This is a genomic window from Nonomuraea sp. NPDC050547, assembly GCF_044457345.1.
In the GTDB taxonomy this organism is placed as follows: Bacteria; Actinomycetota; Actinomycetes; order Streptosporangiales; family Streptosporangiaceae; genus Nonomuraea.
The window spans coordinates 36168-48492 of the sequence record NZ_JBITGW010000016.1; the positions used below are offsets into that span (position 1 = coordinate 36168).

General features: G+C 71.1%; 12 protein-coding genes. 7 read left to right on the plus strand and 5 right to left on the minus strand.

Features of this window, described 5'->3' with window-relative positions; translation table 11 throughout:
• Positions 1–19 precede the first annotated feature (19 nt).
• The 4 genes from ACIBHY_RS34915 to ACIBHY_RS34930 are packed head-to-tail and all read left to right on the plus strand — an operon-like array spanning position 20 to position 2726.
• Positions 20–682, plus strand: a complete 663-nt coding sequence (locus ACIBHY_RS34915) for a Crp/Fnr family transcriptional regulator (RefSeq protein ID WP_397254332.1) — start codon at positions 20–22, stop codon at positions 680–682.
• A gap of 34 nt (positions 683–716) precedes the next feature.
• Positions 717–2159 carry an MFS transporter gene (locus ACIBHY_RS34920; protein WP_397254334.1) on the plus strand — a complete coding sequence of 481 codons (1443 nt, stop codon included), beginning with the start codon at positions 717–719 and terminating at the stop codon, positions 2157–2159.
• Between the two features lie 25 nt (positions 2160–2184).
• Positions 2185–2409, plus strand: a complete 225-nt coding sequence (locus ACIBHY_RS34925) for a hypothetical protein (protein WP_397254336.1) — start codon at positions 2185–2187, stop codon at positions 2407–2409.
• Positions 2406–2726 carry a type II toxin-antitoxin system PemK/MazF family toxin gene (locus ACIBHY_RS34930; RefSeq protein ID WP_397308923.1) on the plus strand — a complete coding sequence of 107 codons (321 nt, stop codon included), beginning with the start codon at positions 2406–2408 and terminating at the stop codon, positions 2724–2726. Before ACIBHY_RS34925 ends, ACIBHY_RS34930 begins: the two co-directional genes overlap by 4 nt.
• Here the strand turns inward: ACIBHY_RS34930 and ACIBHY_RS34935 are convergent.
• Both ACIBHY_RS34935 and ACIBHY_RS34940 read right to left on the minus strand, forming a co-directional pair.
• Positions 2719–3468, minus strand: coding sequence for a methylenetetrahydrofolate reductase (locus ACIBHY_RS34935; RefSeq protein ID WP_397308924.1), 750 nt, complete (start codon positions 3466–3468; stop codon positions 2719–2721). The two genes, ACIBHY_RS34930 and ACIBHY_RS34935, sit on opposite strands and share 8 nt — an antisense overlap.
• A complete protein-coding gene (locus ACIBHY_RS34940; RefSeq protein WP_397254815.1) occupies positions 3465–4121 on the minus strand; it encodes a TetR/AcrR family transcriptional regulator in 657 nt (218 codons plus the stop codon). Before ACIBHY_RS34940 ends, ACIBHY_RS34935 begins: the two co-directional genes overlap by 4 nt.
• Positions 4122–4194: 73 nt before the next feature.
• Here ACIBHY_RS34940 and ACIBHY_RS34945 point away from each other — a divergent pair, with 73 nt between their 5' ends.
• On the plus strand, positions 4195–5604 hold the full coding sequence (locus ACIBHY_RS34945; protein WP_397308925.1) for an MFS transporter: 1410 nt from the start codon (positions 4195–4197) through the stop codon (positions 5602–5604).
• Here ACIBHY_RS34945 and ACIBHY_RS34950 read toward each other — a convergent pair.
• Complete coding sequence (locus ACIBHY_RS34950; RefSeq protein WP_397254343.1) at positions 5568–7448, minus strand: ABC transporter ATP-binding protein; 1881 nt, start codon at positions 7446–7448, stop codon at positions 5568–5570. The genes ACIBHY_RS34945 and ACIBHY_RS34950 overlap by 37 nt on opposite strands.
• A 45-nt stretch (positions 7449–7493) precedes the next feature.
• Entirely contained in the window at positions 7494–9452 is a 1959-nt protein-coding gene (locus tag ACIBHY_RS34955) for a PhoX family protein (RefSeq protein ID WP_397309056.1), read from the minus strand.
• A gap of 193 nt (positions 9453–9645) precedes the next feature.
• Here ACIBHY_RS34955 and ACIBHY_RS34960 point away from each other — a divergent pair, with 193 nt between their 5' ends.
• A complete protein-coding gene (locus ACIBHY_RS34960; RefSeq protein WP_397254344.1) occupies positions 9646–10083 on the plus strand; it encodes a sterol carrier family protein in 438 nt (145 codons plus the stop codon).
• A 2-nt stretch (positions 10084–10085) separates the two neighbouring features.
• Here ACIBHY_RS34960 and ACIBHY_RS34965 read toward each other — a convergent pair whose 3' ends face one another.
• Positions 10086–11705, minus strand: coding sequence for a hypothetical protein (locus tag ACIBHY_RS34965; protein ID WP_397308926.1), 1620 nt, complete (start codon positions 11703–11705; stop codon positions 10086–10088).
• Positions 11706–11849: 144 nt separating this feature from the next.
• Between ACIBHY_RS34965 and ACIBHY_RS34970 the strand changes: the two genes are divergently transcribed.
• The gene (locus ACIBHY_RS34970; protein ID WP_397254347.1) at positions 11850–12299 is read left to right on the plus strand and encodes a MarR family winged helix-turn-helix transcriptional regulator; all 450 of its coding nucleotides are present in this window, start codon (positions 11850–11852) and stop codon (positions 12297–12299) included.
• Positions 12300–12325: the final 26 nt, after the last annotated feature.

Sequence of the window (12325 nt, forward strand, 5' to 3'; positions counted from 1 at the left end):
GTACAGTCATAATCGCGGCATGAACCCAGAGCCTGGCGAGTTCACCTCCTTGCTCACCCCGGAAGAGATCGCCGCGCTGCGCGCGGCGGGCCGGCCGCGCCGGTGGGAACGCGGCACGACCGTCATGACCGAAGGCGACACCTCCGACTGGGTGCTGGTGCTGACCGAGGGCCGGGTCAAGTGCTCATCGCACACCAGCAGCGGCACCGAGGTCGTGCTGGCCATCCGCGGGCCGGGCGCGCTGATCGGCGAGATGTCGTCGATCGACGGCTGGCCGCGCTCGGCCACGGTGACGGCGCTGGAGCCGATCGAGGGCATCGTGGTGCGGGACTTCCCCGCCTACCTGCGCGAGCACGGGCGGGTGGCGGTGCTGCTCATGCAGTCGGTCACCGAGAAGCTGCGCGACGCCGACCGCAAGCGCATCGAGTACGGCGCGTTCGACACGACGGGGCGGGTGGCGACCCGGCTGATCGAGCTGGCCGAGCGCTACGGAGAGAAGACCAACAGCGGGGTACGCGTGGCGCTGCCCCTGTCCCAGGACGAACTGGCCGGCTGGACCGGCGCCTCGCGGGAGGCGGTCAGCAAGGCGCTGCGTTCGCTGCGTGACCGCGGGCTGATCGAGACCGGGCGGCGGCGGGTGATCATCCACGACCTGGAGGGGCTGCGCAAGCGGGCCAGGTGAAAGCGGACGTACGTCGTACGTCATAGTGGGGGGCATGGTCGCGGTCTCCCCCGATTACGCCAGCCGCCTCCGGTATGCCTGGAAGGTGGTGTCGGTCACCAGTCTCGGGCTTGTCCTGATCGGCATCGCCGGGAGCACGCTCAACGTGGCGCTGCCCGCGGTCGTCCGGCACTTCCGGGCGGGACCGTTCGAGTCGGGCTGGATCCTGCTGGCGTTCCTGCTGGTCAACACCGCCAGCCTGGTCTTCTTCGGCCGGGTCGCCGACCTGCTCGGGCGGCGGGAGATCTATCTGGCCGGGTTCGCGCTGTTCACGGTGGCCTCGCTGCTGGCCGGGTTCTCGCCGAACGTGTGGTTCCTGGTGGCGATGCGGGTCGTCCAGGCCGTCGGCGCCGCCATGATCCTGGCCAACGGGACCGTCATCATCACCGACGCCTTCCCGCCCGACCGGCTCAGCCAGGGCATGGGCGTCTACATCGGCACCCTCTCCGTCGCCCAGCTCGCCGGCCCCACGCTGGGCGGCCTCATCGCCGACACCGCGGGCTGGCAGTGGATCTTCTGGGTGAACGTGCCCGCCGGGGTGATCGCGCTGGCGTGGGGTGCGGTGACGCTGCGCAAAATGCCGCGCGGGCCGCGCGAGCCGGTGGACGCGCTGGGCAACGTGCTGGTGTTCGCCGCTTTGTCCGCGGTACTGCTGGCGTTGTCCGAGGCCGGTTCCCGTGGCCTGTCCAGCCCCGTCGTGCTCACCGGCGCCGCCGTCTTCCTGGTGCTGGCCCCGCTGATCGTGGTCGTGGAACGGCGGGCCTCGCACCCGGTGCTCAACATGGGGTTGTTCGCCGGGCGGATGCTGGCCTGCGCGAACCTGGCCTCGTTCTGCAACGCTCTGGCCCGCTCGGCGCTGATCCTGGTGGTCGCCCTGTACTTCCAGTCCGCCAGGGGCCTGGACGCCTTCACCGCCGGTCTCAGCGTCCTGCCGGTGCCCGTGGGCATGGCGCTCGCCTCGCCCGTCGCCGGGGCGCTCGGACGCCGCCTGTCGCCGCACGCGCTGTCGATCGGGGGGTCGGTGTTCAGCGCCCTGGGTCTCGGGACGCTGATGCTGACGGCGGATCCGGCGACGCCGTACTGGATCATCGGGGTGGGGCTCTTCCTGGCCGGGTGCGGGAGCGGGACGTTCCTGACCGGCAACACCACGCAGGTGATGTCCGCGCTGCCCGCCGGCAGCCTGGGGGTGGTGAACGGCTTCCGCATCATGATCATGAACGTGGGGGTGGTGCTGAGCGTGGGCATGTCGCTGAGCCTGATCACCAGCTCGGTGGGCCCGGAACTGCGCGACCAGGTGTACGCGGCCACGCTGTCCAAGCTGTCACCCGTGGCCGTGGACCAGCTCATGACCGGCTTCCAGCGCGCCTACACCGTCCTGTTCGCCGTCGCCCTCCTCGGCACCCTCCTGGCCGTCCTCGCACGCGACCCCAGGCCGTAACACAAAACGTGTTACAATCGGCGGCATGGGCACTCTCAACGTGCGGACCGACGAAGCCATGGAAACCGCGCTCCGCGCACTCGCCGGCGACCATCGCAGCCGGTCGGAGGCCGTTCGCTACGCGATCCTGCGAACGTACAGGGAACTCCTGCTCGAACAGGCCGGCGAGGATGCCGAGCGACTGCGGAACGACCCCGACGACCAGGCTGAGATGCTGGCGATCCAACGGTTCATGGGAGTCACGGAGTGATCTTCCGCGGCGCGATCTGGGAGGTAAAACCTCCCGCTGGAGCCCGCGGCCACGAGCAGCAGGGCAAGCGCTACGGGGTCGTGATCCAATCCGACAGGTTCGCGACCAGTACCGTCACCATCGCACTGACCTCGACGCGTGCCGGACCTGCCATCTACCGGCCGGAGATCGAGTTTGACGGCGTCAAGACCCGCATCCTGACCGACCAGATCTACTCGGTGGATCCGGCACGGCTCGGCGCCTTCAAAGGCGGGCTGGAGTCGCAGGAGATCGCGGACCTTGATCGCGCGATCATGCTGAAGCTCGGGCTCATCTGAGTTCGGCGGACAGGCGGGACTCGACGTCGCGGTAGCGGGCGACCGGGATGAGGTGGACGCCGTCGTACGCGCCGGAGTCGCGGATGGCCTGCACGTGTTCGCAGGCCGCCTCGACGCCGGCCATGCGGTCGGCGGCCAGGGCGGTGAACATCGACTCCGGGATCGCGATGTCGGGGATGGCGCCGGCCAGGCGGCGGGCGTGCGACTCGCTGGCCAGGACCATGACGCCGGCGTAGACGGGCACGTCGACGGGGTTGGCCTCGCGCCAGCGCAGCAGCGTGTCCAGGTCGAAGCTGACCTGGACGAACAGGAAGTCGGCCGCGCGCTTCCACGCGGGCAGCGGGCGGTGACCCGCCGCCGCGCCGACCTTGAAGTCCGGGGAGAACGCCCTGGCCTCGTCGATCATCGAGCGGACCGTCAGGTCGCTGGTGCGGTTGCCGCTCGTCGGTTTGTCGCCGAAGACGAACAGAAACTGGTCGACCCCGTACGCGGCGGCCGTCAGCAGGTCGCGGCGGAAGCCGAGCAGGTTGCGGTCGCGGGAGTTCAGGCAGGCGATGCTGCGCCCGCCCATGGCCTCCACCTCGTGCGCCACCGCGACCGAGGAGACCGTGGCGCGGCCGATGTGGTTGTCGGGGATGAGGAAGGAGTGCGCGATCTTGCTCAGCGTGCCGATCTGGTGCCTGACGTGCTTCAGGTCGGGCTTGGTGGGCGGTTCGATCTCGCAGATCAGCTCGAAGGTCATGACCGTGATCCTGCCAGGGCGGCGATGCCGCTGAGGATCAGTTCGACGCCGAAGGAGTCGTAGAAGCCGGGGTCCAGGTCGCCGACCATGGGCGCGGCCATCGCCACGATGTTCGGGTAGCGGTCGGCGGGCAGCGACTCCAGGCCCACCCGCTTGACCCTGAGCATCTCGCTCGCCTCCTCGGGGGTGCAGGCGGCGCGGAAGTGCACCGGGGCGTCGGCGATGGCGATGGCGCTCTGCAGGATGTACTTGGTGATCAGGCAGCTCTCCTCCACGCCGAACCCGCCCTCGCGGGCCAGGCCGAGCGCCAGGTCCCAGACGGCCAGGAACCGCGGCACCCGGGTCTGGTCGGTCTGCTCCAGCACGTTCTTGGCGCACGGGTGCCGGCGCAGCGTCCCGATCAGGCCCTCCACGAGGTCGCGCAGTTGGTCGAGCCAGGGCCGCCCGTCGTCGTGGCCGACGTGGAACCCGGCGATCAGGTGGTCGGCCATGCCGATGAGCAGCAGTTCCTTGTTCTTGAAGTGCCAGTAGAGCGCCATCGGCGTGACACCCAGGTCGGTGGCCAGCCGCCGGATCGTGACCGCGTCGAGTCCTTCGTCGTCGCCGATCTCCAGGGCGCGTTCGACGATCGCCTCGGCGCTCAGTTTTCCCATCACGGTTGACAACTATACGCCGTACAAGGTCTCCTGTACGTCGTACAAGTACGGCGTACAGGAAGGAAGGATCATGCGCAGATGGTGGGCCCTGGGCGCTGTGACGCTCGGGACGACGATGACCTACCTGGACAACAACATCCAGAACACGGCGCTGCCGACGATCCAGCGGGAGCTCGGTCTCACGATCTCCGGGCTGGAGTGGATCACGACCGCGTACATCCTGGTCTTCGCCGGACTCATGCTGGTCGGCGGGAGGCTGGCCGACCTGTTCGGCGCGCGGCGGATCTTCCTCGTCGGACTGTCGCTCTTCACGCTCTCGTCCCTGGCGGCGGGCCTGTCGGAGTCCGGCGGCACGCTGATCGCCGCCCGCGCCGCCCAGGGCGTCGGGGCCGCGCTGCTCACGCCGACCTCGTTGGCGCTGCTGTCGCAGATCTTCCGCGACCCCGCCGAACGCGGCAGGGCCGTCGGCATCTGGAGCTCGGCCGGCGCCCTCTCGATGGCGCTCGGCCCGGTCACCGGCGGCTTCATCAGCGAGCACCTGCACTGGGGCTGGATCTACCTGATCAACGTGCCGCTCGGCGTCGCCACGTTCTGGCTGGCCTGGTGGGCGGTGCGCCCCGCCTTCCAGCCGGTACGGCACAGCCTCGACCTGCCCGGCCTGGCCGCCTCCACGATCGCCCTGTTCGCCCTGACCTTCGCGCTCATCGAAGGTTCGTCGGCCGGCTGGACCTCGCCTCTGATCCTGGCCGCCTTCGCCGTCGCCCTGGCCGGCGCCGTGTTCTTCGTGCTCGTGGAGTCCCGCTCGGCCCAGCCGATGATCGACGTGTCGCTGTTTCGCGACCGGGTCTTCAGCGGCGGCATCCTGAGCATGGGCGTCTGGTCGTTCGGCGTGTTCGGCATCTACTTCTTCAGCGCGCTGTGGCTGCAGAACGTGCTCGGGTTCTCCCCCACCGAGGCGGGCGCGGCGTTCGTGCCGATGGCGCTGGTCATGGCCGTCGTCGCCCTCCTGTCACAGCGGCTGGCCCGGCTCATCGGCATCGGCCCCACCGTGGCGCTCGGCCTCGTGCTGATGGCGGCGGCCATCTTCATGCTCTCCGGGGTGGGGGCCGACGGCCGCTACCTCGACGTGCTGCCCTGGTTCCTGGTCTACGGGCTCGGCGGCGGCATGCTGGTTCCGCTGACCACCGCCGTCCTCGACACGCTGCCGGAGGGACGCTCGGGCGTCGCCTCCGGCGTGCTGAACGTCTCCCGGGAGGTCTTCGGGCTGCTCGGGATCACCGTGCTCGGCGCGATCCTGACCTCCCGGCAGAGCGGCAGCGGCCTGGCCCCGCTGCCCGCCTTCCTCGACGCCTACCAGTTCACGCTGGTGATCGCGGCGGTCATCGTGCTCGTCGGGGTGCCGGTGAGCCTGTCGGCCATGCGGCGCCGGCCTCGTACGCCCGATCACGCCGCGGTGGAGATGGCCGGGTCGGCGAACTGAGTGCGGTAAAGCTCCTCGTAGCGGCCGCCCGCGGCCAGCAGTTCCTCGTGGGTTCCGCGCTCGGCCACCCGGCCGTCCTCGATCACCAGGATCTGGTCGGCGGCGCGGATCGTGGACAGGCGGTGCGCGATCACCACGGCGGTCCGGCCGTCGAGCGCCTCGGCCAGCGCCGCCTGCACGGCCGCCTCGCTCGTGGAGTCGAGCGCGGCGGTGGCCTCGTCCAGGATCACCACCTGCGGCTTGGCCAGCAGCAGGCGGGCGATGGTCAGGCGCTGGCGCTCGCCGCCGGACAGGCGGTAGCCGCGTTCGCCGACCACGGTGTCCAGCTTGTCCGGCAGCGACTCGATGAGGGTGGACAGGCGGGCCCGGCGCAGGGCGTCCCAGATCTCCTCCTCGGTGGCGTCCGGGCGGGCGAAGAGCAGGTTGCCGCGGATGGAGTCGTGGAAGAGGTGGCCGTCCTGGGTGACCATGCCGAGGGTCTCGCGGATGGAGTCGGCGCTCAGGTCGCGTACGTCGACGCCGCCGAGCCGTACCGTGCCTTCGTCGACGTCGTAGAGGCGCGGCAGGAGCTGCGCGATCGTCGACTTGCCCGCGCCCGAGGAGCCCACCAGGGCGATCATCTGGCCGGGCTCGGCGGTGAAGGAGATGCCGTGCAGCACCCGCTCGCCGCCGCGGGAGTCGAGGGTCGCGACCTCCTCCAGCGAGGCGAGGGAGACCTTGTCGGCCGAGGGGTAGGCGAAGCGCACGTCGTCGAACTCCACGGTCACCGGCCCATCAGGTACGGCCCGCGCCCCCGGCCTGTCCTTGATCAGCGGCTCCAGGTCGAGCACCTCGAAGACCCGCTCGAAGCTGACCAGGGCGCTCATGACGTCCACGCGGGCGCTGGCCAGGCTGGTCAGCGGCGCGTACAGGCGGGTCAGCAGCAGCGCCAGAGCCACCACCGAGCCGGGGTCGAGACTGCCGCTCAGGGCGTAGAAGCCGCCGAGGCCGTAGACGAGCGCCAGGGCGAGGGCGGAGACGAGGGTGAGGGCGGTGACGAAGAAGTACTGGGTCATCGCGGTGCGCACCCCGATGTCGCGCACCCGCCTGGCCCTGGCGGAGAACTCCGCCGACTCCCTGGCCGGCCGCCCGAACAACTTCACCAGCGTCGCGCCGGGCGCCGAGAACCGCTCGGTCATCTGGGTGCTCATGGCCGCGTTGTGGTCGGCGGCCTCGCGGCGCTGATCGGCGATCCTGAGGCCCATCCGGCGGGCGGGCAGCACGAAGACCGGCAGCAGGAGCAGCGCCAGCAGCGTGATCTGCCAGGAGATGCCGATCATGACCGTGAGAGTGAGCACGAGCGTGACCACGTTGCCGGCGACGCTGGAGAGCGTGTCGGTGAAGGCGCGCTGGGCGCCGATGACGTCGTTGTTCAGCCGGCTCACCAGCGCGCCGGTGCGCGTCCTGGTGAAGAAGGCGATCGGCATGCGCTGGACGTGGTCGAACACCGCGGTGCGCAGGTCGAGGATCAGCCCCTCTCCCAGCCCAGAGGAAAGCCAGCGGCTGACCAGGCCGAGCGCGGCCTCGGCCAGCGCCAGGCCGGCGATGAGCACGGCCAGCCAGATCACCACGCTCAGGGGCTGCGCCTTGACGATGGCGTCCACCACCCGGCCCGCCAGGACGGGGGCCAGGACGGCCAGGCCCGCCATCACCACGCTGAGCACCAGGTACACGGCGATCCTGCGGCGGTGAGGGCGAGCGAAACCGGCGATCCGTTTCAGCGTGTCCTTGGACAGGCGTCTTCGGTCCTGCTGGTTGTTGTTCATCGAGTACAGCTGGTGCCAGGCGGTCATCTCCATGCTCATGGGTAGACCGTACGAGCTCAACCAAACTTGAGGTCAAGCCGTTTTTCAGGAGCCGATCTTGCGGCCCTGGCCGTGCCAGACGACGGCGACCGACGGGCGGGGCTGCTCGCCGTCGGGCCAGCGGCTGGCGGGGTTGTCCGGAGTGGCGCCGTCGATCTCGCCCGGATGCTGGACCGCGACGAAGACGCTGCGCTGGTCGTCGGTGACCATCGGGCCGCAGGTCTCGGCGCCCACCGGCACCGTGAGGAACTGGCGGACGTGCCCGCGCTCTCGGCCGCGCATCGGCGTGACGAACAGTCCGTCGTTGGCGCCCAGCGCGTTGCCGTCCGTGGAGATCCACAGGTTGCCGTCGCGGTCGAAGGCCAGGTTGTCCGGGCAGGAGATCGGCGAGACCTTCGTCTTGTCGTATCCGGCGAAGTAGGTCGAGGCGTCGTTCGGGTCGCCGCAGACCAGCGGAAGCGACCAGGCGAAGCCGTTGCCGCGGCCCTCGACGATCTCCAGCACGTGGCCGTGCTTGTTCGACGGGCGCGGGTTGGCCTCGTCCACCTGGGCGGGGGTACGGGCGGTGTTGTTGGTCAGCGCCACGTAGACCGCGCCGGTGACCGGGTTGCGCTCCATGTCCTCAGGCCGGTCCATCTTGGTCGCGCCCACCTTGTCGGCGGCGGTACGCGTGTAGATCAGCACCTCGGCCGCGCTCATCCCCTGCACGTGCGACTCGTCGCCGGACACCAGCGCGATCCACTCGCCGGACCCGTCGAAGGCGCCGTCGGCGGGCAGCTTGCCGGAGCCGTCGATCTCCTCCTTGGGGCTGTCGCCGGTGAACTTGGCCACGTACAGCGTGCCCTCGTCGAGCAGCCCGCGGTTGTGCCGGTCGAAGCCCGGGATGTAGCGCTTCTTCGAGACGAACTTGTAGATGTACTCGAAGCGCGAGTCGTCGCCCATGTACACCACAAGCCGGCCGTCACGCGAGATCGAGGTGGTGGCGGCCTCGTGCTTGAAGCGGCCGAGCGCGGTGCGCTTGAGCGGCGTCGAGTCCGGGTCGAACGGGTCGATCTCCACGATCCACCCGAACCGGTTGGCCTCGTTCGGGTGCTTGGCCAGGTCGAAGCGCTCCTCGACCTTGTCGAAGCGGCGGTTGCTCGCCTGGATGTTCGTCGGGATCGTGTAGCGGGCGATGTTGGGGTTGTTCTTGTCGCCGTTGACGAAGTACTGGTCGAAGTTCTCCTCGGCGGTCAGCACGGTCCCCCAGGGGGTGGTGCCGCCGGCGCAGTTGTTCAGCATGCCGACCGGCTTGCGGCCGGCCGGGTCGGCCGCCGTCTTGAGCAGGTCGTGGCCCGCGGCGGGACCGGTGAAGCGCATCGGGGTCTGCGCGGTGACGCGCCGGTTGTAGCGCCGCCGGCCCCTCGTCACCAGCTTCCACTCGCCAGTGCTCCGGACGCGCTCGACCTCCACGACCGAACCGCCGTGAGCGGCCAGCGCGATCTTGATCTGCTCGGGTGTCGCCGTCGCCGCCGTGTACCCGCGGAACATCAGCGACTCGTCGGTGTACTCGTGGTTGACCCAGAGCAGCCCGCGGTTGCGCCCCATCTCGAAGAGCGTCACGAAGTCGCAGTTGTAGCCGAACTGCTTGGCCTGCGCCTCGGCCGTCTGGTTGTCGAAGTCGAAGTCGGGGGCGTCGGGCAGCACCGGGTCGCCCCAGCGGACCACGACGGAGGAGCGGTAGCCGTCCGGGATGCGCAGCGCGTCGTCCTTGTTCGGCGGCACCGGTGTGAAGCGCAGGTCACCGTGGTGCCGGCCGGCCGCGGACAGCTCTCCGTCCGGCTCCGCGGGATCCGCCATCGCGGGTACGGCTCCCGCCGCACCCGCCCCGACCACCAGCGCGCCCAGGGCGCCCGCGCGCAGGGCGCCGCGACGGGACAGGGCTTCGGCGGCGATGTCGCTGAAGTAGGCGTTGCCGCTGCGGTTGGCGACGTCGTGCGCGCACGCGTTGCCGCATCGGAACATGCACGTCAGGGCCGATCGGCCGCCCTTGTGCGAGTCGTTGAGCAGGGGCAGCAACACGGGGTTCCTCCAAGGTGGTGCGCAATCGTTCCGCCGGGACGCTACGGCCGCATTCGGAACCGCCGGTGAACGACGGTCACCGCCTCGATGAACGCTGGCTGGGGGTACGTGGGAGTCGGGGCTGGAGAATGGGGGGATGGCAGCCAGGAAGATCGACCCCGACAAGCTGAGGGCCGCGCTCGACGCGCAGCTGATCGCCAACGACCAGCCGGAATACGACGGCCCGGCGGCCGGTCTCGCCGACACGTTGGTCGGGGCCGTGGTGACCGCCTACGACCGGGGCGCCGCTCCCGAGCGGGCCGCCGAGCGGCTGGCCGTGCGGTATCTGCTGGAACGGCTGGCGTCCGGGGCACCGGGGCGTACCGTCGAGGTCAGGGTGCCGCCGCACGCCGCCGTGCAGGCGATCGAAGGACCCAGGCACACCCGGGGGACCCCGCCCAATGTGGTCGAGACCGACGCGCGCACGTGGATCGACCTGGCGCTCGGCCGGATCGGGTGGGACGAGGCAATGGCGAAGGGCGCCGTCTCAGCGAGCGGCGCCCGTGCCGACCTATCCGAATTCCTCCCCCTCTGACGTCAGGGGGTGCCCCACGGGAGCTTGCTCTGCACGCAGCGCTCGCTGAGCTGCGGCGGCAGGTTGGCGCACTCCGAGAAGTAGGCGCGGATCGCGAAGAACCCGCACACCGCCAGGACCAGCGTCGCGATGCCCAGGCCGATGCCGGTCCAGGACATGCCCTTGCCGCCGCCCTTGGACAGCGCGACCGCGCCCAGCACGATCGCGATGATCGCGGTGAGCACGCCGGTGAAGCACACCAGCAGCAGGAACACGCTCGCCACACCCAGCACCAGCGACGCCACCGCCAGGCCGTTGCCGGGCTTCTTGGGCTGCCAGTCCGGCTGGTACGGCCCGGGGCCGCCGGTGGGCGGGGTGTAGGCGCCGCCTCCCGAGGGCGGATAGGCGGGGCCGCCCGGGGCGCCGCCGTACGGGCTGGACGGGGTGGAGCCGGGGACCGACGGGTCGGCGCCGCCGTACGGGGAGGCGCCGGGGACCGGGCCTTCCGCCGGGCTCTGGGCAGCGGCCGCATAGGGATCCCGAGGCGGTCCCGCCCCATAGGGCACCTCCCCCGCACCCGCTCCTTGCCCGCCCGCACCCTGGCCACCGGTGCCTTGACCGCTGGCGCCTTGCCCCTGACCGCCTTGACCGCTTTGGCCGCTCTGACCGCCTTGACCGCCTTGACCGCCTTGGCCGCCTTGGCCGCCTTGGCCACCTTGGCCGCTCTGGCCGCCTGGAGCCGCGGCGCCGAAGGCCGCGCCTGCCGCCGCACCCGCGGCGGCGGCACCCGCCGCGCCCGCCGCACCTGCCGCGCCTGGACCGCCGGGTGTTCCGCCGCCCGGGGTGCCGCCTTCAGCGGGCTCGCCGTAGGTGGCGCCGGTGCCGTACTCCTTGGGTCCGCCCTCGTAAGGGCCGGCCGGAGCGAACGTCGGGCGTTCCGGCGGCGTGGGCGGGTCGTAGCGCGACGGCTGCGGGCCCGATGACGACGAGCCGCCCGGACCCTCCCAGCTCGACGCCGGCGAGGAACTCTCCCAGCCCGGGTAGGACGGCGTGGAACCCGGGACTTGGTACGCCTGCGTCTCCCCCGCGCCCGGCTGCTCGGAACCCTGCGGCTCCGGCGCGTCCCAGGACCGGGTGGGCTCGGGCGTCCCGGCCGGAGGCGTGTCGTCGCGCGCCCACTCCGGGATCTCGTACGCGGTGGTGCGCTCGGTGTCCTGCGGCGCGGGCACGTCCGGCTCGTTCCACGGGGACGGCTCCGGCGCGGGTGGCGGCGGCGCGGTCGGCGGCACCACGGGCGGAACCGGTGTGATCGGCTCCTCCGCCGCCGCACCTCCCCACGCCTCGGGCTCCCCCGCCCCGCGCTCTTCCCGTCCGCCGTCGCCCTGCCCGGCCGCGCCGGTCTCGTCCTCGCCCGGCACCGTCTCCTCCACCCACCACGAGGCGGGCGGCTCTTCGGAGTCGGGCGGCTCGGGCAGGTCGTCGTCCGGCCCGGCCGCGCGCGGCTGCGAGGGCGGCGGCGTGGGCGGCGGCGTGGGCGGTGCGGGTGGTGGTGCGGGCGGCGGCGACGGCTGGTCTGGCGCGTCTGGTGCGGGACGGCCGTGCGCAGGTGGGCGCGGCTCGTCCGGGTCCCCAGGTGTGGTCACGTCTGCGTCTCCCGACGGGGTCGTCATAGCCGGATACCCCACCTTCGCGCGCGCCCTGTCCCCGCAACCGCGCGACACGGTAAGAGTCCGCCCACGGTTGCCTCATGTTGCGCCAAAACCGCTGGCGGCGGGCAAGATGAAGGCATGCTCGACGAGACCCTCACCTACGCGCTCATCAAGATCACCAAGGTGCACCGCTACCGGGTGGCGGCGGAACTGACCGAGCTGGGCCTGCACGTGGGCCAGGAGATGCTGCTCAACCAGTTGTGGCGCGAGGACGGGCTGTCGCAGAGCGAGCTGATCGCCCGGCTGGGCGTGGAGCCGCCCACGGTGACGAAGACGATCCAGCGCCTGGAGCGGGCGGGGTTCGTGCGCCGCACGCCGGACTCGAAGCGGCCCCGGCTGAGCCACGTCCATCTGACGGAGGCGGGCAAGGCGCTGCAGGGGCCGGTGGAGGAGATCTGGGAGCGCAACGACCGCGAGGTGCTGGCCCAGCTCGCCCCGGAGGACCGGGCGACGATGGTGCGGTTGGTCGGCCAGTTGTGGGCCTGCCCTTCCGCCGAGGGCGAAACTCCCTTGCATCCTTGCGATTAGCCGACTAATTAGTTGGCTAATAGCAA